Origin of the sequence: Enterobacter sp. CPE_E890 (assembly GCF_046521475.1) — a bacterium.
In the GTDB taxonomy this organism is placed as follows: Bacteria; Pseudomonadota; Gammaproteobacteria; order Enterobacterales; family Enterobacteriaceae; genus Enterobacter; species Enterobacter adelaidei.
Window position 1 is genome coordinate 21,867 of sequence record NZ_JBKFZW010000006.1, and the last position, 20,563, is coordinate 42,429.

General features: G+C 47.3%; 25 protein-coding genes. 16 read left to right on the forward strand and 9 right to left on the reverse strand.

From position 1 onward, the window contains the following. Positions 1-2: 2 nt before the first annotated feature. Positions 3-683 carry an IncP plasmid survival protein KfrC family protein gene (locus ACLHV9_RS27480; protein WP_003019731.1) on the forward strand — a complete coding sequence of 227 codons (681 nt, stop codon included), beginning with the start codon at positions 3-5 and terminating at the stop codon, positions 681-683. A gap of 332 nt (positions 684-1,015) precedes the next feature. On the opposite strand, the gene ACLHV9_RS27485 is transcribed toward ACLHV9_RS27480, so the two are convergent. Genes ACLHV9_RS27485 through ACLHV9_RS27500 form a run of 4 tightly spaced genes read right to left on the reverse strand, consistent with a single transcriptional unit; the run spans position 1,016 to position 2,959 of the window. Next, complete coding sequence (locus tag ACLHV9_RS27485) at positions 1,016-1,249, reverse strand: hypothetical protein (protein ID WP_004196176.1); 234 nt, start codon at positions 1,247-1,249, stop codon at positions 1,016-1,018. Positions 1,250-1,299: 50 nt separating this feature from the next. After that, positions 1,300-1,740, reverse strand: a complete 441-nt coding sequence (locus ACLHV9_RS27490; RefSeq protein ID WP_004196152.1) for a protein traM — start codon at positions 1,738-1,740, stop codon at positions 1,300-1,302. Further along, complete coding sequence (locus ACLHV9_RS27495) at positions 1,740-2,525, reverse strand: conjugal transfer protein TraL (RefSeq protein ID WP_003019741.1); 786 nt, start codon at positions 2,523-2,525, stop codon at positions 1,740-1,742. The genes ACLHV9_RS27490 and ACLHV9_RS27495 overlap by 1 nt, the downstream gene beginning before the upstream one ends. After that, positions 2,525-2,959, reverse strand: a complete 435-nt coding sequence (locus ACLHV9_RS27500; protein ID WP_042932403.1) for a TraK family protein — start codon at positions 2,957-2,959, stop codon at positions 2,525-2,527. The genes ACLHV9_RS27495 and ACLHV9_RS27500 overlap by 1 nt, the downstream gene beginning before the upstream one ends. 349 nt (positions 2,960-3,308) lie before the next feature. Here ACLHV9_RS27500 and traJ point away from each other — a divergent pair, with 349 nt between their 5' ends. From traJ to ACLHV9_RS27565, 13 genes are read left to right on the forward strand one after another with little or no spacing between them, the layout of a single operon-like run. Further along, a complete protein-coding gene (gene traJ / locus ACLHV9_RS27505) occupies positions 3,309-3,668 on the forward strand; it encodes a conjugal transfer transcriptional regulator TraJ (protein WP_003019745.1) in 360 nt (119 codons plus the stop codon). Positions 3,669-3,696: 28 nt separating this feature from the next. Continuing rightward, entirely contained in the window at positions 3,697-6,330 is a 2,634-nt protein-coding gene (gene traI / locus ACLHV9_RS27510; RefSeq protein ID WP_149998658.1) for a TraI/MobA(P) family conjugative relaxase, read from the forward strand. Further along, positions 6,327-6,482, forward strand: a complete 156-nt coding sequence (locus tag ACLHV9_RS27515) for a type IV secretory system conjugative DNA transfer family protein (RefSeq protein ID WP_003019749.1) — start codon at positions 6,327-6,329, stop codon at positions 6,480-6,482. The genes traI and ACLHV9_RS27515 overlap by 4 nt, the downstream gene beginning before the upstream one ends. After that, complete coding sequence (locus ACLHV9_RS27520) at positions 6,469-8,415, forward strand: type IV secretory system conjugative DNA transfer family protein (protein WP_004196203.1); 1,947 nt, start codon at positions 6,469-6,471, stop codon at positions 8,413-8,415. The genes ACLHV9_RS27515 and ACLHV9_RS27520 overlap by 14 nt, the downstream gene beginning before the upstream one ends. Then, positions 8,412-8,945 carry a conjugative transfer signal peptidase TraF gene (gene traF, locus ACLHV9_RS27525; RefSeq protein WP_004196194.1) on the forward strand — a complete coding sequence of 178 codons (534 nt, stop codon included), beginning with the start codon at positions 8,412-8,414 and terminating at the stop codon, positions 8,943-8,945. The genes ACLHV9_RS27520 and traF overlap by 4 nt, the downstream gene beginning before the upstream one ends. A 19-nt stretch (positions 8,946-8,964) precedes the next feature. Further along, the gene (locus ACLHV9_RS27530; protein ID WP_004196188.1) at positions 8,965-9,294 is read left to right on the forward strand and encodes a hypothetical protein; all 330 of its coding nucleotides are present in this window, start codon (positions 8,965-8,967) and stop codon (positions 9,292-9,294) included. Then, on the forward strand, positions 9,291-9,617 hold the full coding sequence (locus ACLHV9_RS27535; RefSeq protein ID WP_004196186.1) for a hypothetical protein: 327 nt from the start codon (positions 9,291-9,293) through the stop codon (positions 9,615-9,617). Before ACLHV9_RS27530 ends, ACLHV9_RS27535 begins: the two co-directional genes overlap by 4 nt. Then, positions 9,614-11,641, forward strand: coding sequence for a DNA topoisomerase 3 (locus ACLHV9_RS27540; RefSeq protein ID WP_004196257.1), 2,028 nt, complete (start codon positions 9,614-9,616; stop codon positions 11,639-11,641). Before ACLHV9_RS27535 ends, ACLHV9_RS27540 begins: the two co-directional genes overlap by 4 nt. Before the next feature lie 15 nt (positions 11,642-11,656). Further along, on the forward strand, positions 11,657-11,842 hold the full coding sequence (locus ACLHV9_RS27545) for a hypothetical protein (protein WP_004196216.1): 186 nt from the start codon (positions 11,657-11,659) through the stop codon (positions 11,840-11,842). Positions 11,843-11,847: 5 nt separating this feature from the next. Then, complete coding sequence (locus tag ACLHV9_RS27550) at positions 11,848-15,807, forward strand: zincin-like metallopeptidase domain-containing protein (RefSeq protein WP_109885645.1); 3,960 nt, start codon at positions 11,848-11,850, stop codon at positions 15,805-15,807. A 55-nt stretch (positions 15,808-15,862) separates the two neighbouring features. Next, positions 15,863-16,327, forward strand: coding sequence for a KfrB domain-containing protein (locus ACLHV9_RS27555; protein WP_004196171.1), 465 nt, complete (start codon positions 15,863-15,865; stop codon positions 16,325-16,327). A gap of 44 nt (positions 16,328-16,371) precedes the next feature. Then, positions 16,372-16,863, forward strand: coding sequence for a hypothetical protein (locus tag ACLHV9_RS27560; protein WP_004196223.1), 492 nt, complete (start codon positions 16,372-16,374; stop codon positions 16,861-16,863). A 32-nt stretch (positions 16,864-16,895) separates the two neighbouring features. Next, positions 16,896-17,075 carry an Hha/YmoA family nucleoid-associated regulatory protein gene (locus ACLHV9_RS27565; RefSeq protein WP_057521282.1) on the forward strand — a complete coding sequence of 60 codons (180 nt, stop codon included), beginning with the start codon at positions 16,896-16,898 and terminating at the stop codon, positions 17,073-17,075. Between the two features lie 22 nt (positions 17,076-17,097). Here ACLHV9_RS27565 and ACLHV9_RS27570 read toward each other — a convergent pair whose 3' ends face one another. After that, positions 17,098-17,556 carry a hypothetical protein gene (locus tag ACLHV9_RS27570; protein ID WP_004196228.1) on the reverse strand — a complete coding sequence of 153 codons (459 nt, stop codon included), beginning with the start codon at positions 17,554-17,556 and terminating at the stop codon, positions 17,098-17,100. Between the two features lie 27 nt (positions 17,557-17,583). Then, entirely contained in the window at positions 17,584-17,790 is a 207-nt protein-coding gene (locus ACLHV9_RS27575) for a hypothetical protein (RefSeq protein ID WP_003019785.1), read from the reverse strand. 183 nt (positions 17,791-17,973) lie between these two features. Here ACLHV9_RS27575 and ACLHV9_RS27580 point away from each other — a divergent pair, with 183 nt between their 5' ends. Together ACLHV9_RS27580 and ACLHV9_RS27585 are read left to right on the forward strand one after the other, a co-directional pair. After that, a complete protein-coding gene (locus ACLHV9_RS27580; RefSeq protein ID WP_039696301.1) occupies positions 17,974-18,567 on the forward strand; it encodes a hypothetical protein in 594 nt (197 codons plus the stop codon). 14 nt (positions 18,568-18,581) lie between these two features. Beyond that, positions 18,582-18,779, forward strand: coding sequence for a hypothetical protein (locus ACLHV9_RS27585; protein WP_094334529.1), 198 nt, complete (start codon positions 18,582-18,584; stop codon positions 18,777-18,779). 173 nt (positions 18,780-18,952) lie between these two features. Here ACLHV9_RS27585 and ACLHV9_RS27590 read toward each other — a convergent pair whose 3' ends face one another. From ACLHV9_RS27590 to ACLHV9_RS27600, 3 genes are all read right to left on the reverse strand, one after another. Then, positions 18,953-19,276: a hypothetical protein gene (locus ACLHV9_RS27590; RefSeq protein WP_004196161.1), complete on the reverse strand. Its 324-nt coding sequence runs from the start codon at positions 19,274-19,276 to the stop codon at positions 18,953-18,955. Positions 19,277-19,344: 68 nt separating this feature from the next. Continuing rightward, positions 19,345-19,593, reverse strand: coding sequence for a hypothetical protein (locus ACLHV9_RS27595; protein ID WP_004196251.1), 249 nt, complete (start codon positions 19,591-19,593; stop codon positions 19,345-19,347). A 2-nt stretch (positions 19,594-19,595) separates the two neighbouring features. Further along, on the reverse strand, positions 19,596-20,483 hold the full coding sequence (locus tag ACLHV9_RS27600; protein WP_223271236.1) for a hypothetical protein: 888 nt from the start codon (positions 20,481-20,483) through the stop codon (positions 19,596-19,598). Positions 20,484-20,563 lie beyond the last annotated feature (80 nt).

The following is a 20,563-nucleotide window of genomic DNA, read 5'->3' on the forward strand; positions in this document are numbered from 1 at the left end:
GGATGAAGCCAACTACCCCATTTAAAAATCCCGGCGCGGTCCGGGATACCTCCCCCCCTCGTCAGCAGCCTGATATTAAACCTGATCTTATCGCAGAGTCGGAAGCTGTAAATATCCAGGAACAGGTACAGCAGCTGCATGACGAGCAGCAGCAGTTGATCAATGACCCATCCCATTTACAGGATTCGCAAACTGACGCCGGTAACATCGAGCAGGAATATAAGGATGCGGTAGAGGCGGCAGTAGCGGATAAAGAAACGCAGGCAGAAAACCTTGAAAACCGGCTGGAATCGCTGATAGACAAGCAGGAGGCGGTTCTGCAGCAGATGATGAGTCGTCAGCCTGGGTTTTTGGCTCTGCCCGGCCAGAAGGCAAAATGGCAGTCGCAGGTACAACAACAACAGTCATTGCTGAGTCGCCTGCAGAACCGGCTGGAAACTGTCAAAGAGATTCATGACGGGATGGGGTTACATGGCCCGCGTATACACGAACTGGCGACGGCCAAAGTGCGGCATGATAAACCAGAGCTTGCCGAAGGATGGGATGAAATGCGGGCCGCACAGCGAGCGCATGAGAATCTCATGCGGAAGCAGGCGAAAGAACAGAAAGAAAAGCTACAAAGAGAGCAGGCTCCATCACTAAGTAAAGGGAATGGTCTGAGCCTTACAAGAACAATAACTTGATCAGCTACAGAATCCCCGTCATGCGGGGATTTTTTTTCCGCAACAATTCCTACCCCCCAAAAACAGCGAAACCCCGATAAACGGGGTTCAGGCCGGTTGGCGATAAGGCACGCTACAACAAACTTCGCGATCTGACTACATAGGCTGCATTCCGCTTTCCCGCCTTACAGGGAGGTTGCCTAAACCTCGCCAGACCATGAAGTAAACATATAACATCAAGTGCGATAATGCAATATCTTTTAGCTAAACAAAACCCGCCAATTTTAGCCGCTAAAATTAATTTTCGTTACGTTGTCACTACACCGAACCTACAGGGTGACAAAAATAGCTCACTAACGGTAAAGAACCTCGTCGATGATTTGAAATGGGCGACCTGGTTTTTTGCCTACAAAGTAACGGCCCCGTGGTAAGCGTTCGCCTTTCTTCAAACGGTAGATCCAGTCCTGGAAAGCAGGGCGGGGTTTATAGCGGCCAAAGGCTTCCAGAGACTGTGTTACTTCGATAGTCTGGCTACCATGTTTTCTCATTTTACGCAGTGTTTCTTCCATCATTGACACGTTTTGCATTTAACTATTCTCCCAGGATTTTTTAGCCGCTAAAAGTTAGCGGCTAATAGTCACTTGTAAAATGTTGCAATGAATGCGACGGCTGCAGCCATTAAGGTGATCACCGCCGCCGCCATATTCATCATGGCAAGTTTTCTTGCCCCTTCTATGTGCGACCGCGATTTTCTGATCTCGTCCTGAACTTCTTTTCTGATTATGGCAGCGGTTTCTGTAGCTGCAGATGTCAAAACACGCTCCATTACTTCCGTATTGGCCTTTAGCGCGGCGTTAAGGATACGGTCAGCCTTATCCTTCGCGCTGTAATCCCATTGCATCAGGGCGCTTTGTAGCTCGGATTTAAACTCATCCAGAATTTCTCCCTGTTTCTCCTGGCTTTCATCCAGCAAATACCGAAGCAGGGTAGGAACGACCATAATCGGATCGGTTTCATCCAGTGCTATACCATGCTTTTTAGCAATGAGCGCAATGAGTTCTTCCGTCTTATCATCCATCAGATCACCGTTGCTAAATCAAGCTGTTCGAAAACAAGGGCGCGAACCTGTTTCAGACGCTGGCGAACCATAATAGATAATGATTTATCTTCAATGGCCTCATCGAAGGTCTTGTAATTTTCCAGCATGTCGGCAAAGTCCTGGCCGTGTAACTCTTTTTTGAGCGTAGGCAACCGGATAAGCGCATCCACCTTGTCTTTATTCATCAGGTACGCTTCTGATTCTTCGAATGGCACTCCCTGATCGGATTCCACCGCGCCCCAATACGGGTTAAGCCAGACAACAAAACGGGTTTCTGACGGATACTGCTCCACCATGGCCTTGAACCCCTCGACGGTGTAATCATGTGCCTGCCCCCCCACAATCGAGATATGAATGACAAGCTGTTTACCCATTTCATAAAGCAGGGCGGGGATTTGCTGGCTAATCATATAACTTGATAACGGAATAAATGACGGAGCGCCGTTATCGATAATAACGTCCCTGTCACCGGCTTCATCAATCCACTGGATGAGGGTATCCAGTTTGCGCTGATTAATTTCATCACCTTCCATGATGTTCAGCTGTCGGACGTTCAGTTTTTCATAATTAGAGAATGTCGGATTGAGCGGATCGGTATCGATGCACAGCGGTAGTTCACCTTTGCTAATCTTGTACATTCCCAGCAAAGCGGTACTAACGGATTTACCACAACCACCTTTTCCTTGCTGGGCGCTGTGAACAGCATGGCGTACCGGCACTGATTCAGCTTCACTTTGTTTTTTATTTTTGTCTGCAGTAGGCATTAGTTAGTCCCCTTCTTTTTTCCAGGATTAAAATTAAAAGTTGGCAGCTGACTGCCGGTATTCGTAGGCGGCTCTCTTTTGACCGGCGTTCTCTCCGGGATCACGTTTTCTTTCTTTGGTGACAGTCCGGCTTGTTGGCTTTCTTTCTTTACCACCGCTCCAGCAGGTGTACTTTCGCTAACAGCAGCTGCACGTTTTCGCTCATCTATGTATCGCCGGACATGCCGACGAAAAGTTTCGTATGTGGTATTAACACGACCAGTTTCGTGCATGTGTTCCCATATCGTTGTAAGAGAGTAACCGGCTTCAATCGCGTTTTTGACGTCTTCCCGGATTGCCAGGAAGACTACCCTCGCGCTGTTTGCACTCTTGCCGTTCAGCCCCTTTTTCTGCTTAACCCACTCCTGTAGGTCAGTTAAATAGTCTTTTCCCATCCGATAACCTGCGTGTGTATTTATGAGGTATTTCTGTGTATTTCCGTGTGTATTTGAGCAGGATAACAGTTGTAAACCGCCCGGAAAACGTTGGTTTTCCGGTGTATGCGGCATAGTAACGCCGTTTTTTCGTTATATCCACAGTTTTGCACCAAAAAACACGACATTCCACTTTTCTTTGTGTAGACTTTCCTTGGCGTAAACACCGGCGAAAGCCGGGCAGGACATGTAAAGTTAGCTAACCTGTAAACAGGTTATCAAACTTTACTCTCCCCTTATTCGCATCTTCGATTCTCAAGGGGAGTCCTGCTCTGCGAGGCTACGCGGCTACCGCCGCGAGTGAGGTCAAATGACGGAACAAGTGAAAACTACACGTAAACATGGCAAGCACATTCGTGTGCCAGTTCTGCCAGAAGAAGAAGCAATCATTAAGCGCAACGCAGATGCCGCTGGTCTGAGTACAGCGGCATTTCTGCGTAAGGTTGGAATGGGTTATGAAGTGGAATCCATGGTTGATATTGAACAGGTTCAGGAGCTGAGTCGGGTAAATGGTGACTTAGGCCGACTTGGGGGATTGCTTAAGTTGTGGCTTTCCAATGACGAGAGAACCCGTAATTTTTCCGCATCGCTGATCAAAACTCTTTTGGGAAAAATCGAGTCAACCCAAAACGAGCTACGCACAGTAATGGACAGGATACTGAGCAAATGATTTTAGCGGCTAAAATCCAGGGGGCATCGTGATTTCGCGTCACATCCCAATGCGTAATGTTAAGAAAAGTAGTTTTGTTGAGCTTGCAAAGTATCTGCAAGACCCGCAAAGCAAACAGGAGCGCGTGGGCGTTATTAAGGTTACGAACTGTCATCAGGAAAACATTCTTGATGCAGCCCGCTATGATATAGAGCCAACACAGCGGCGTAACACGCGCTCTGAGGGCGACAAGACTTATCACCTTGTCATTTCCTTCCGTCCTGGAGAAAAACCGTCACAGGAGGTTCTGGACGCTGCAGAAGAACGTATCTGCGAGGCTATGGGATATGCCGATCATCAGCGTGTCAGTGCTGTTCATTACGACACTGATAATGTGCATATCCATATCGCTATAAATAAAATCCATCCACAAACTCACAACATTCATACCCCCTACAACGATTACAAAACCCGTTCAGCGGTATGCCTGGCACTCGAAAAGGAATTTGGCCTTGAAAGCGACAATCATCGGGCAAGTAAAACGCGATCTGAAAATAATGCGGCAGATATGGAAAGGCATTCCGGCAGAGAAAGTTTGCTTGGCTGGATAAAGAGGGAGTGCGCAGATCAATTAAAGAGTGCGGCTAACTGGCAAGAGTTACATCAGGCAATGCGCCAGAATGGGCTTGAGTTACGCCAGAAAGGAAATGGATTCGTTATTACTGGTCCCGATGGCCTTGCTGTAAAAGCCAGCTCTGTAGATCGCTCACTATCCCGCGCAGCGCTTGAAAAGAAATTAGGCTCGTTTGAGTCTTCCGTACCCGACACGAAACCTTCCAGACCTTCCCCGGAAGCGATTAAACAGCGATTCGGTTCAGCTGCACACGTTAAGCGGCCCGGAGATCGCCCGCCTCCAATGCGTGAAAACCGACAGGTTAACCTTGGCGATGTTCCCGTTATGCAGATTAACAGTGGTAAACGCTACGAGGGCAAACCGCTGGGTTCTCAGGGGGCAAGTACCTCAGCTCTTTACGGGCGCTACCAGAGTGAACAGCAACGGCTTACAGCTGCCCGTAACGAAGCACTACGCCTGGCAAAGGTTAAACGTGATCGCCTCATTGAAAACGCCAAAAGGTCAGGCCGGTTAAAGCGAGCAGCTATCAAGTTACTGAAAGGGCCGGGCGTGAATAAACGCTATTTATATGGTCTGGCAAGTAAGGCACTTGGGGAAGAACTTGAACGGGCAAATGCCATTTATAAAAAAGACCGACAGGCAGCTTATGACATTCATAAACGCCGTACATGGGCTGACTGGCTGCAGTTCAAAGCCGCAGGTGGTGATGATGAAGCGCTGAAAACTTTACGCCAGCGGAATGCACAGCAGGCCCGAAAAGAGGCCAACATTCTGCATGGCGATAAAGTCAAAAAAGATGGCCGTATCCCTGGACTGAAACCGGACAGCGTAACGAAGGAAGGGACGATTATTTACCGCGTGGGAGAGAGTGCTATCCGTGACGGTGGTAAACGTCTGGATGTATCCCGCGATGCCGGAGATGACGGTCTTCATGCCGCACTGCTTATGGCTAAACACCGTTACGGAGACAAACTCACCGTTAACGGCAGTTTTGAGTTTAAAAAACGCATCGTAGCGGTAGCCGCTGCGCGTGAGCTGAACGTGTCATTTGCCGATCCTGAACTGGAAAAGCTGAGACAAATTCTGACTAAAAAAGCGGCCCGCGAACGTGAATACATCCACATTCCCTTTGAGCAACGAGGCAAAGCCCGACAAGCCGGGGCTATGTGGGACACCGAAAAGAAATCCTGGTTTGTCGGTCCTTACGCAACCAGAGATCGGATTGAAAAATTTATCCGAATGAATGAGGAAAAAGACAATGAGCAAAGACGACAAAGATATGCCGGAACAGAACGAACCGATGCAGGACGAGAACGAAGCGGCACTGGAAATGCTACTGGGGCAAATGAGCCAGGATTCACAGGACGAAGCACCTCCGCTGATGCCGGAAACGGATATGGAACCAGCAGCAGCGGAAGACGAACTGGCACAGGCGATGCTGTTACTACAGCAGGAAGCCAGCCAGGAAGGAGTGATGACACCCGTACAGGGAGAAGTCGAGCAGCCGAACCAAATGGCGAACGAGGACATAGTAAGCCCAACGTTGCGCGACCTGGACGCCAGCCGCCGCCCACAGCAAAAAACCGTCTGCGAGCAATGTCCGAACTCGGTATGGTTCGCATCGCCGGAGGAAGTGAAGTGTTACTGCAGGGTAATGTTTCTGACCAGCTGGAGCACAAAACAGCCGAACGTGCTGATCAACTGCGACGGGATATGGCTGGGGCAGGAGGAATAACAACGCCTGCTGAGGTTAAGAAACCGCTGAGTAGTGCTGAAAAATATATCAATGAACGTGAGCAAAAACGCCTTAAAGGGTTCGATATACCGAAACATAGAGGGTATAATTCTACTGATAAAGGTCTGTTTGAGTATGCAGGCCAACGTAAAAGCGGGCTGGAAACGTTAGCCCTGCTAAAACGGGATGATGAAATTGTTGTTATGCCTGTCAGCGATTACACCGCCCGGAGACTGAGCAATCTTAAAGTCGGGGAGTCGGTCACACTGACCCCTTCCGGTTCAGTAAGGACAACGAAAGGAAGAAGTCGATGAAAGAAAAAGAATCAACACCGGTGTTGTGTGAATCCCCTAAAGGAGTGGGGATAGTGATCCCACTTGTAACATCATGGCCGGATTCAGTCGTAGTAATGGATGTCACCCATGATGACTGGAAGATAAAAGAGGAAGCCAATGAGAAAGCCTAATAACGCTGTAGGGCCGCAGGTCCGTAATAAAAAGAAAACTGCGAGAGGGAAACTGATCCCGGCGATGGCCATCACTTCACTGGCGGCTGGCATCCAGGCTGCCACACAGTATTTCGCTTACAGCTTTAATTATCAGGAACTGCTGGGGCCAAACTTCAATCACATCTACGCGCCGTGGTCCTATTTCAAATGGTATTCAGCATGGCATGACCGTTTACCTGATGCGTTTTTTGCAGCTGGCAGTGTCGGGGCTACGGTCGCTGCCGGTGGTCTGGTCCTGACTGCACTGACAAGTATGATGAAAGCAAACTCATCCAAGGCGAATGAATATCTTCATGGTTCTGCAAGATGGGCTGACGAGCAGGATATTAAAGCTGCTGGCCTGCTGGGGAATGATGAAGGGGTTTACGTTGGCGCATGGGAAGACAAAAACGGCCAGCTGCAGTATCTGCGTCACAACGGCCCGGAGCACGTTCTGACATATGCACCTACCCGTTCGGGTAAAGGTGTCGGCCTGGTTGTTCCCACCTTGCTTTCCTGGAAACATTCAACGGTAGTGGCTGACCTTAAAGGTGAACTGTGGGCGATGACGGCGGGCTGGCGTAAAGAATACGCCAAGAATCTGTGTCTGAAATTCGAACCTGCAGCTGCCAATGGTTCCGTCGCCTGGAATCCTCTCGATGAAATCCGTGTGGGTACTGAAAACGAAGTTGGCGACGTTCAGAACCTTGCCACGCTGATAGTTGACCCGGACGGTAAAGGGCTGAACGACCACTGGCAGAAAACATCACAGGCGCTTTTAGTTGGTGTGATCCTCCATGTACTTTACAAGCACAAAAATGATGGTACGCCAGCAACGCTTCCGTATGTTGATTCCATCATGGCCGACCCGGAAAGAGGGGCTGGGGAACTGTGGATGGAAATGACGCAATACGGCCACGTAAACGGCGAGAATCATCCGGTTGTGGGTGCAGCTGGCCGAGACATGATGGACCGCCCGGAAGAGGAAGCCGGTTCCGTGCTGTCTACTGCAAAATCTTACCTCGCCCTTTTCCGTGATCCGGTTGTGGCCCGCAACGTCAGCGAGTCACATTTTAAAATTAAAGACCTGATGAACCATGACGATCCGGTTTCCCTGTACATCGTCACTCAGCCAAACGATAAAGCTCGTCTGCGCCCGCTGGTACGAATCATGCTGAACATGATTGTTCGCTTGCTGGCCGATAAGATGGAGTTTGAGCGCGTCAATAACAACCTTACGCTGTGGCAGCGCTTTAAACAGGCGTTTGGTTTTTCTGTCCAGGGAACCAAAAGAGTACAGACGAAGAAAACCTACAAACATCGTCTTCTGGCTATGATCGATGAGTTCCCAAGCCTGGGTAAACTCGAAATCATTCAGGAATCGCTGGCCTTCCTTGCGGGTTACGGCATCAAGTTCTACCTCATCTGTCAGGATATTAACCAGCTGCGTAGCCGTGAGACAGGTTACGGGCCGGATGAAACAATCACCTCGAACTGCCATGTGCAGAACGCATACCCACCTAACCGTACCGAGACAGCCGAGCACCTTTCTAAGCTGACCGGGCAGACAACGGTTATCAAAGAGCAGATCACAACCAGCGGGAAACGTGCCAGCGCGATACTGGGTGGCGTGTCCAAAACCATGCAGGAAGTACAGCGCCCGCTGCTGACTGTGGACGAATGCCTGCGTATGCCTGGACCTAAAAAGAATGCAGAAGGTCTGATCACCGAGCGCGGCGACATGGTGGTTTACGTGGCAGGGTTCCCGGCCATTTATGGAAAACAGCCGTTGTTCTTCCAGGATGAAATTTTCTCGCTTCGTGCCTCAGTACCTGAGCCAAAAACTACCGACCGTATTCGCGCCGCAGCTGCTGCGAATGATGACGCCAGTAATGAGGCTATCGCAATATGAAAAAAGTGACCCGGTACGCTGCCATTGGTGTTATTTCAGCTTCATTGATTGGTGCAGTTGTGTGTGGCCTTGGATATGCCGCCGGGTTACGCATCAATACCACGAAAAGTATCCCTGTTGGCTTGTACAAAATCAGCCAGAAAGCGCCAGAGAAGGGCGACTATGTAATTTTCTGCCCGCCTGAAAAGGCTATTTTCTCCCTGGCACAGAAGCGCGGTTACATCGGCAGCGGCTTTTGTCCTGGGGGGTATGGCGAGATGATGAAGCGGATTTTAGCGGCTAAAGGCGATGAAGTCGCTTTTCGTGATGATGGTGTTTACGTCAATGGACAGTTATTGCCTTACAGCAAGCCGTTAAGTGCTGATCCGGGCGGGCGTAAACTGCCCGCCATTCGTGAAGTGTACACGTTGGGTAAATCTGAACTGTTGCTGATGACTGACCGCAGCGCATCATCATTTGACGGGAGATACTTCGGCGCGGTCACAAAGTCACAGATTATTTCTACGGTATTACCTGTAATGACCTGGTAAAAAGAATAGGGGAATTGATATGGGATTATTTCATCAGAGTGCGGAGAAGGAGAAGTTAGAAGCACTGGAAAATGTTATTTCAAAAAACAATCGGGGTATTTTTAAACGAATTGATGAGAATCGCGAGCTACTCGAATTGTTATATGAAAAAACGCCAGAGCTTATGGATGAATGTTCCTGGATTCGTGGCTGGATTGAATCTCAGGATGAATTTTTAAGTAAGTTGGCGGAGGTTTCTGGTGTGGAAAATCGAACCTATAACCTTACTGCTGGTAAACCGTACCCACGCCCTTTTCCGAAAAAACCGGATTGTCTTACGGATTCTTCGAATGAGGGTAATACCGTATGAATAATCTCATTATGTATGCTTTGAAAACTATTCGTTATCGCAGTCTCATTGCTGAGGCGCTTTTGGGTAATTTATCAGAGTGTGAAGATACAAAAAGGCGAAGTGAAATTATCACTGTTTGTCATCGCTCCGCTGATGTGATTGAACATATATCACAGTACGCAATTGAAGATTGTCTTGATAAACATCAATTGATACAGGATCTGGAGTCCGCTCTATTCATTCTTGATGTTTTCAGTTTTGAATTAAATAAAGTTAATTCATGTATCCCTGATAGTGAAGAAATTAAAGTGCTTATGGCAGAAATAGGGAGTGTCAAATGAGAGTATTCATTGCAGAAAAACCAAGTGTTGCAAAAGCCATCGCTGAAATATTAGGCGCAACGAATAAAAAAGACGGTTACATTGAGTGCGGTAGTGACTATGTGACCTGGTGTTTTGGTCACATGTATGAGCAGGCCGAACCGGATGTGTATACACCAGATAATGTGCCGCGCAATGAGAGCGGCAAAAAAATCTGGCGAGAAGATGATCTGCCAATTATCCCGGAAAAGTGGATTATTAACCCTCGTGAAGATGCTGAGAAACAGCTGAAAACCATCCGGCATTTGGTAGAGCGGGCTGACACTATTGTTAATGCTGGCGACCCGGATCGTGAGGGGCAGTTACTGGTTGATGAAATTCTTGATGACATGGGATGCACTAAACCGGTCCTGCGTTACTGGTGTAATGCGAACGATACGGTAAGTGTTACCAGGGCGCTGAAAGGTCTGGAGAGCAACGATAAATATGTGAATTTTGGTCGTGCAGCTCTTGCGCGTGGCCGGGCTGACTGGTTGGTTGGCATGAACCTTTCAAGAGGATTCACGTTGTCGGCAGCGCGTGGTGGCTCGCGTGTTCTGTTGACGGTCGGGCGAGTTCAGACACCAACGCTGGCGCTTGTTGTTGCCCGCGATCTTGAAATTGAAAACTTCAAACCAATTCCGTATCACAATATCAAAGCTGTCTTTAAACATGATAAAGGGGCGTTTGTTGCGGGATGGCAGGCCAGAGAAGATCAGCCTGGTCTTGATTCTGAGGGAAGGCTGATTGACACAAAAGAAGCCGACAAGTTAGTCGCAGCTTTAACCGGGAAAACCGGTAAGGTTGTGGAGTATAAGCAAGAGCCTAAGAAAAAATATCACCCTAAAGCCTATTCTCTTGGCGGTATAACAAGTGTTGCTTCAAGCAAGTTTGGTTATTCCGGTGAGCAAGTGCTGGCTATATGTCAGTCTCTTTATGAAACGCATAAACTTACCAGTTATCCACGTTCTGATAGCTCTTATTTACCTGAATCTCAACACGCAGATGCGCCTCAAATTCTGGCTTCTCTTCGGGTTACTTATCCGGGAATAGCTGCCCTAATCGATAAAGCTGATCCGAAAGTAAAATCAAAAACTTTTGATGACTCTAAGGTTACAGCGCATCACGGCATTATTCCAACGATGCACAAAGGTAACGTTGAGAGGCTTACGCCAGAAGAGCGTAATATTTACGATCTCATTGTAAGAACATATCTGGCTCAGTTTTATCCAGTGCATGAATATAAAGCGACGACAATTATTATTGATGTTAATGGTGAAACGTTTGGGGCCGGTGGCCGCGTAACCACTAAAAACGGGTGGAAAGACGTTTATTCAGATGGAGAGGATGAAGACGAAGAAAATGAGTCTGAACAGTCTCTTCCATCAATGAAAAATGGTGACGAAATTGTTTGTGCTCAGGCACAGCGTCAGGATGCCAAAACTAAAGCGCCACGTCGCTTTAATGACGGTACGCTCAACACCGCAATGGAAAATATTCATAAATACGTTGAAGACCCGGCGCAGAAAAAATTACTGCGTGAAGGTGATGGTATCGGTACATCAGCTACCCGCGCCACAATCGTTGCCGAGTTAAAGAAACGTGGCTTTATCGAAAACAAAGGCAAAGACATTATCAGTACCAGGCTGGGAAGGGGGCTGATAGCCATTCTGCCAGAACTGGTTAAAAGCCCGGTCATGACAGCAATCAACGAACGTATGTTGCTGGAAATTGAGCAGGGCAAACGTGACGTTGATTCCTTTGTGAAGATGCAGGAAAAATTTGTACGAGATCAGATTAAGGTTATTAACGCTGGAGCTATCAAAGTTGCCGGTGGTGTGCAAATTTCTGACAAGTACAAATGCAAGGTATGCGGTAAAGGGCTTATTCGCCGTCCGTCCAAAAAAGCCGGTCACTTCTGGTCCTGCAGCGGTTATCCCACCTGTAAGGAGTCTTACCCGGATATTAAAGGTAGTCCGAACTATAACCCCGTAAAACGCGCTTAATCGTGGAGGCAGTATATGACTGACACTAACGCAGTAATTCGCCCTGATGTTAACGACGCAATACAGGACAAATATCGCGATTTGATGACACCGGGATATGTAGCCGAGTTTTCCCCGGATGAAGCTGATCTTGCGGGAGCGTTCGAAGATGATGCACTGAATGCGCGTGACGCATATGAAAGTGCTTTTGATGCGGAGTAACGACCATGGCAGAAGCTAAAGCGAAAAAACCATTTCATGAGATTGTGGCTGAAAACCTGATAGCCCAGCTCAAAGAGGGTACGGCGCCATGGCAGAAGCCATGGAATCCGGGCGCACCAGGTGCCGCTCTTCCCATGAACCCTACCACCGGTAAACGCTATAAGGGCATTAACGCTATTCACCTTATGGCGCAGGGTTACAGCGATCAGCGCTGGATGACCTATAAGCAGGCGACAGCTGCAGGTGCGCAGGTGAGGAAAGGCGAAAAAAGTACGCATGTCCAATACTGGAAATTCACTGAGGAACGTATCAAGCGCAACGATGATGGTAGCATTGTGCTCGATAAAGATGATAAGCCGGTAAAGGAAACCGTCCAGCTGGAGCGTCCGAAAGTATTTATCGCCTCAGTGTTTAATGCGGAGCAGATTGACGGTCTTCCACCAATGGCCGTTCGCCAGGATAAGAGCTGGAACAGCATTGAACGTGCCGAATCCATTCTTGAAGCCTCTGGCGCGAAAATCTCACATGACCAGGTAGACCGCGCTTTTTACCGCATGTCTACAGACAGTATTCACTTACCGCAGCAGGCCGCTTTTCCAAGTGCCGACCGTTACTATGCCACTGCACTTCATGAGCTGGGCCACTGGACCGGTCACGCCTCACGCCTTGATCGTGATCTGGCCCATCCTTTTGGTAGTGAAGGTTACGCCAAAGAGGAACTTCGCGCAGAAATTGCCAGCATGATCATGGGCGATGAGCTGGGAATAGGTCATGACCCTTCTCAGCATGTCGCCTATGTTAAATCCTGGATTAAAGCCTTGCAGGATGATCCGCTGGAGATTTTCCGTGCTGCAGCTGACGCTGAAAAAATCCAGGGCTTCGTGCTGGGCCTTGAACAGCAGAGGACACAGGAACAACCGGTAACGCTGGAAACAGAGCAGCGCGTAAAAGAGCATAATGAGGTCTTGGCCGAGGTACAGCGGCTGACTAACCCGCAGATTTTCGATGCTGAAACAGTGCAACTTTACCATTTCACTTTCATGACTCTGGAGCAGACAGCGGAGGAAGCTGGTTACGTTACCTATTACAGTCGTGGCACTGGTGAGCTGGGCGAAGAAACCATTCGTGTTAACTACGAAGACAGTAACGGCAATACTATTCCTGTTCATACTGATGTGGTTGGGCGCGGAAAAGCGTTGACGTATATCGGTGATGAACGTGTACCCGGAACGGGATTCTCTTCTGATAATGAATGGCAAAGTAATGCCCTTAAAACCGCTTTCGCCAGCATAGATAACAACCTGACTTTAGCGGCTAAAAAGGTTCAGAGTCAGATTGAAAATATCAGTGGCGACCCGCGAGAATTACCGCAGGACGTTAAGTTTCCTAAAAACTGGTGGCCTAATTCCAGTTTTCTGGCGTCAAAACCTAATGGAGAATCTTCCGCAGCGCCTGCGTCAGAAGAGGAATCCCTTGAGGTTTATCGTGAAAGGAAGAGGGCAGAATTATTTAACAAGCCAGCGCTTCCCAAGGAACTACAAGAACAGCTGAAGGAAAACATTAAGCGGCATGCTGACGCCATCGAAACGGGGCGCATCAATATGAGCACTAAACCTGAAACGTCTGTTACACCCGAACAGCAGCGGCAGTATCGTGCTGAGAAATTCATTCTTTCTAATCTCGATAGTGGCCTTTCTAAGCACGTCCAGAATATGAACCGTCGCCAGCTTACACTATCGCGTAACGTCCTCTTTGATGCGCAGAACAGCAATCAGGATAGTGATTTCTGGAAGCGTAACAGCGAATTTCATTCTTCATTCAGTCAGAACTGGAATGAGGCTCAGGACAAAATTAAGAGCGCATATCGTGAGCTTGATTTAGCATTAACCCTCCTGCCTGAGCCGAAATATACCATTGTGGAAAATCCCGGCCAGAATGAGCATGTGAATATCATCATGCAGACCAACAGCGCGGTTAAGGCGCTGGCCGCCGTTAACGAAGGGGATAACCGTTCAATTTATGACTCACGTCTTATCGATAACGGTCAGGTCGATCTGAATGACCTGCAGAACAATTTTTACCAAACGCTTGAGGCAGAAAAAGCAGCCTTAACGCAAGGTGTTATCAAGCCTGATGATGAGATTAGCGTACTCCCGCCAGGAGAAGCGCAGGAATGGTATCAGGACCGTGTTGAAAGCCTGATGGAGGGTGCTGACAGCCCGGATGAAATGAAACGCGCTCTGGATGCGCTGGGGCCGGAACCGGGCGATAATGAGGCTGTTTTCCTTGGTGAAGACGGCGGGCGAGTTCTCCCGGAATTCAGCCTGAATGTTGCGCAGGAAAATACCCCAATCAATGTACCCTACAAAGAACGCAATGAAGCCAAAGCGCTTGGGGCTAAATGGGATCGAACCGAACAGACCTGGTTTGTACCAAAAGGCGTATCTCTTGATAAATTTGCAAAATGGAGCGGTGAGCCAGCTGCAGCTGCAGAAAAAAATACGCCGGTTGCATCTGTGAAAGACGTAACGCCGGAAGTGGGTGAGCGTCAGGATCTGGCCGTCCCTTACAAAGACCGTGCAGAAGCTAAAGCAGCTGGCGCTAAATGGGACAAAGAGAAAAAAACCTGGTACGCCGAAGCCGGGGCTGATATGCAAAAACTGGCGAAGTGGAAACCTGAAAACGTAGTGATCGAGCAGTCACCGGCAATGACGCTGCAGGAGGAAGTGGAAACCGCGTTGAAAGATATTGGGTGCATCCTCGATGCCGATACTGACCGGGGCCAGAAGCATCCAATTATGGATGGTGAGAAGCATCGGATCACAGTAGAGGGTGACAAGAAAGGGGAGAAGTCAGGTTTTTATATCATCCACACTGACGGCCATCCTGCAGGCTTTATGCAGAACAACCGCACTAAAGAAGAGTTACGCTGGTCTTCCAAGGGATATGTGCAGTCCGACGAAGAAAAAGCGCTCCTGCGGGCGCAGGCAGCTCAGAAACAGGCCGAAAAAGCGGCACAGCAGCAAAAAGACCATGAGTCCTCTGCAAAGCGTGTTGAAAAGCAGCTCGCCAAACTTAATGAACCTCAGCAGCAAACTGCTTACCTGGAGAAAAAAGGGCTGCAGGTGCATAAAGGCGTGTTCACTGACAAGGAAGGGCAGAAAACCTTTATCCCTGCTTATGATGTCCAGGGTAAGCAATGGACCATGCAGTACATCAACGAGGACGGCACAAAACGTTTTGCCAAGAACGCCCGTAAAGAGGGATGTTTCCATGTCGTTGGCGGGCTGGACGCGCTTAAAGAATCCCCGGTGCTGATCGTGGCCGAAGGTTACGCAACGGCAGGGAGCATCACAGAGGCTACTAATATGCCAACGGTCGCCGCCTTCGATTCAGGTAATCTGGAACCTGTCGCTAAAGCACTTAAAGAAGCCTACCCCGATAAGCCAATCATCATTGCCGGTGATGATGATATTTCTCAGTCATGCAAAATGAAGGTAAAGGATAAGGCCAGTGTAAACGTTGGCAGGGAAAAGGCGCTGGAGACAGCGAAAGCTGTCGGCGGTGTGGCGGTGTTCCCGGTATTTGCTAAAGGTGAAGTACCTGGGAAAGACGAACTCAGCCAGATTAAACCGGCGGCGTATCTTGCTCACCAGACCGCCTCGCGCAAACTGGAGGCTCATACGAGCGGTGATAAGCCACTCCCGGATGCCGAAGTGAAGGTACTGCAGGCAGCGCAACTATCGGAAAAGCAGCTTGATATTATTCGCCGCGCTGATCGTTACACTGACTTTAACGATCTGGCCGTAAATAGTTCTCTTGGCCGGGAAGGTGTGGCGATGCAGTTGAAAGCCGTCATTGCTGACCAGCTGAATAAAAAACAGCAGCAGTCACAGGTCCAGACCGAAGAGAAAAAACTCGTTCAGGAAAAAGAGAAAAAGCGGACCATTCGCCACGCTATGTAAGACGTTCTGACACTGGCCTGCCTGCGGGCCAGTAAAATTATAAGGAGTAAGACCAATGCAAAAACGCAGTTATACGCAAGATGCAGCGATGCCTGCAGGTCGTAACAGTAGCGACATCGGGGTTATCATGAAGCCAGAAGGCTCCATGAAAATATGTGTGCTCAACGGTAGCCGCCAGGTAGATAAAGTGGTCGGTGGTGAATGGCAAACACAGAAGGTATTGCCGGAGGCCGGTTTGCCAAAAGGCATTTATCAGCTTTCCGAGGCGCAGCAGGCATCCAAGAACGTTTATCCGCATTCCCATGTAGGACAAGTGCTACACGTTGACGATCGCCACGTCTACCAGCTGTCTCAGAAAGGCTTAGTACAGCATAATCGAAATGCCTGGGAGAAGGAGCCGGTAGTAGGGCAAAATTACGAGGTGGCTTACTCTCGTGGAGTAGGGAAGGTAAAGAGCGAACTGACCCAGGATGAAGCGCAGAAGTTAAATAACAGTCAGTCTAAATCGCGCTCGCTTTAACATTAAAATTAAAGGCATCGAAAGATGCCTTTTAAGGACAGGAAATGAAAAAAATATATACCGCAGCGTTTTTATTAATTTTTACCCCTTTAACTTATGCTACCGGTATCCCATGTGCCAGCTGTGCAACGGTTGAGAATGCGATAAAAGGAAATACTGATGAAACACCAATAATGGTGACGCTGGATACTCCGATTGACAAAAATGATATTACGCCAAAAGAAATAAATTTAATCTCACAGGACACTAAATGTCTTTACTCTGGCGTGCTTACGCAGACTCTTTCAGATAATAAAGACAGTCGTATTATTGACGTGAATAAAAAGGTTTGCGGCTCCAATACTGAAAAAGTGTCTTACTCCGTTTTACGTATTAGTGCCAGCGAACAATACAGCAAAGGTACACCGCTAAAACTGTATCATGCCGCCGTAATGACTCCCGCAGGCCCGTTATTCAGCGCCGATGTAATGAGCGAAATGATTAAAGATATTGCAGATGCTGCAGACCAGGCTAAGGCAAAAGGACTGACTAAGTGAGTCATTCAGATAAAAGGTCCGAGTTTTTGTATATGTTCCGGCGCTGCAGAGCGATAGATACAGTTGAACGCCTTTATGAACATAAACGGGACACTGTACCCGAAGAACATATGGTGGATTTTTTGGGGGCATACGACCACAGAAAAGCGGAAGTAATTCATGGGAAAATATGGGATAAAGTACCTGCGTCAGCGTGGAAAAATGTTAAATAAGGCCGGGATACCGGCCTTTAATTTAGTTGTCGCCGTACTCACGTTTGATTTTTAATGTTAATTCGCTAAATAATTTCTGAGTAGGAAGGTAGCCGCATTCGTCCTTAATTAGATACTCCGTGGCGTACATCCAGCGCATCATTGCATTAAGGGCTTCATTAAAAGTATTGACGTCATCTTCTGTTTCTAAATAGGTTAATTTACAACAAGTCCATGCCGCTGAGTTTTCGATCAGCGTGCTCTCATTTTCGGTGTTTTTGTAAGCACCGAAAATTTCAAAACCTTTACCGCTGAATTTTGGCGGTAAATCATCGGACATTAGAAATGGATAGCCAGAGTTTCTACCCATATATGCGTTAATCACGTCGGATACAACAACAGTTGACAGCGCAAAGGGTGCGTGTTCGATGATGTAGGCTCTTAACATCGAGTAAAGATGTTCTGGTTTAAGCAAACCTGCATAGGGCTTTTCATTTTTCATTTGACTCATCCTTATAGTTCATGACATTCAGAAACCAATTAAACGGCATTCGTAGCTTACCATCTCACTCAGGTAGCGTGGGATCTGTTCTACCAGATGGGTATTGGTAGCCGCCAGACCTTCTATCTCGTCAATGGTGACTTTTGGTAGTTCGTTCAGAAATTCACGAAGGGATAACAAAGCAAGGCGCTTGCTGTTCTCTGAGTCGATTTTCCTATACGATATACGGGACATTTGAAATTCCTTGCACGGATTTTTGGTGTCGGATAGGGAGGTGGCAGCCTCCCTATCACCCCTTGAGTAGGACATTATGTCCTGTATCTATAATAGGACATTTTGTCCTATTTGCAAGTAATTTTCAAACCGTCTAAGGATTGGGAGTACGCCGTGCTATATATGTTGATCTGCAGTGTTCTGATGCTGGCACTGGTAAAAATCATGTGGCAGTCGATGATCGCGGCGGCTTCTGGAGAACGCCAGTTAATCAAAAATAATGCCAAACTTGTATTTACCTGCTTTCCAGCTATTTGCTTTATTATCTCACCGTTTATTTTGTCTTTCATTTCTGGTGAAGGTATTTATACAGTTAAAACACTTTCACAACTTTCAGTTGCGTCACAATGGCTGGGGTTTATTTCATCTTTAGTAATGGTTATAGTATTTTCATTTTATTCTGAACGTGGAAAAAAATTCTGGAATACTGGTTGTGCCGTGCTTTCATTAATTCTCGCATTTATATTTTTTGACAGTGCAATGTTCAATACCGGTGAGAATGGTTCCGCTAATTCGATATTTATTCAGTCCATTTCCCCGGATGTCAAGTGTGAACGTGGAATGGTCATTTTTAAATACAAAAAAGGCGATGAATCTGAATGGCGCTGTCCTACATCAATTGCAATGATGCAGGAATCAGGAAAGATGTTTATTCCATGGCCTGATTATGAAGATGGCAAAAGTAAAGATTTGACTAAAGGCATTGATAAGCTGCAGGATGAATTTAAAGATAAATAGAAGGAAGAGAATTAATGGAAATTTTCTGGAAGCCGCTGGGTATGGGGGCAGTGGCTGTATTTATCGGGATTGTTTTGCTCTGGCTTATTCCTGAATATAAAAAGACGCCCAGGAAGGCGGCTGTAGCTGTAATTAATATCGGAGTATCTCTCATGCTCGCGGTGGCAGTAGGAATGATTGCAGTGATGATGATGACGCCAGCAGGAACCTGAGAAAACTCTTTAGCGGCTAAAATCGTAGCCGCTGATTTTACGAAATTTTCTTTTTCTTGGCGTAAATCGCATAGTAAATGACAGTAATCACAGCCCAGCAAATAATAAAAGGGTAGCTCTTGATTAATCCGGGGCCGATAAATGATTTTCCCCCTATGAAAGGTAAAGCCAGATCAAGAACTATAGTGGTTATCCCCGCCCAACCCACAGCTTTCATCACTTTGTTCATTAAAGCATCCTCCGTAAAGTTCAAAATCGTCATCGAAGACATGGCTTTCTGCCTCAACCTTATCAGAGGCCATAATGTACTGTAATCCCTGAGATAACGATACAGGTAGCTCCGGGCCAAACTGATAAAAATCTGGATATGTACGACCAAGCCAGTAACCACCACCATAAGATTTCAGGCGCTGGAAGAATACCCATTGACCAGGGATAAGATGATCCAGCACTTCACCTCTGTAAACTATCTGATAATTCGAGTCTTTTACGCCCATGAGACACCTAATCATGACACTGTTTATATATACAGTATCATGATCGTTTTGGTTTATCTACTCACTGCTCAAGTGTGTGCTGCATTGGTATAAGCGTTAAGAATAGCGCGACTCTGTTCGCCTTTCTCTGCGCACATTTTTATAAGAGGCTCAAGCTCTTTTTCAGGCTGGGTATCTTTACTTACATTAGCTACATCTGTACATAATGATGAAGCCACTGCAGCCTGAAATGCCTTTATAAAAACGTGATCTACATTTTCGTTTGAAGCAAAAGAAGCCAAAGGGAAAATATAAAAAATAAGAGCAAATATTTTCATGTTTAACCCTCACCGTAAAGTAAACGTATTTGTTTGATAACGTTAGCCGCATCACCATTAACAAGTTTATGAAATTCTACAGCCATATCCTTTAGCTCGCTATCTTTCAGCAGCAGCTGCAGTCTCCCTAAGAAAAGTGACCATGGTTTTTCGCTATCCATACGGCGGCCAAGGCGGGTATGCGTACCGGCGTGGCATTTAGATTCTTCACCATTATGTACTGCGTTCATGAGCCTCACCAGTGCAATGAAAGTATCCCAATCATGGCGGGTATCAAATTGCGCGGTTTCACAGGTAAACGCCAGAACAGGAGGGCGGTTATCCTCCGGTGTATCGAAGGAATTACTGTCATTTCCCCGGACAATAATCGTAAAGGTCTTGTTCCCAACCGTAAACGAATAATCGACGGATTGGATGCCTACCGGCGCGTGTTCGGTTGCAAACGTCCTTCTGGATTCTTCATCACGAATATAGAAGCGATGTGCAAAGCCGAACAGATCCTGATAATAGTTAAGACTGCTTTCTATTAGGGTATTATCGATGCGGTCACGTATTGCAAAGTAATCAGGGCCAGCCAAATGTTTGCTATCCAGTTGCTTCCTGGCCGCATCTGTCAAAAAAGCTATTTCAGCGGGAGTCAGATCAGCAGGTTCATTTGTATTCCAGGGATCGCAAATTTTGTGATGAAGCCTCGAAAGTGTTTTGACCGGTTCAGCTACAAGCCGTGTAAGTTCGCTCTGTGTTCCATCATTAGCAATGTTGTTTAGTGAGTTCTCTATCAGGTTAACCAGGAAAGCGTTAACTGACAGGTTACTTGCTTTAGCATAGGTTTTGATACGCTCGACTTGATCTCTCGACGTTCGCAATGAAATCTGTGTTAGATCCATCATTTCACTCCTATTGAATGATTTAACATTCAACGATGCTACCACATTCAAAAGTGATGTCATTTCATTTTTATCACATTAAT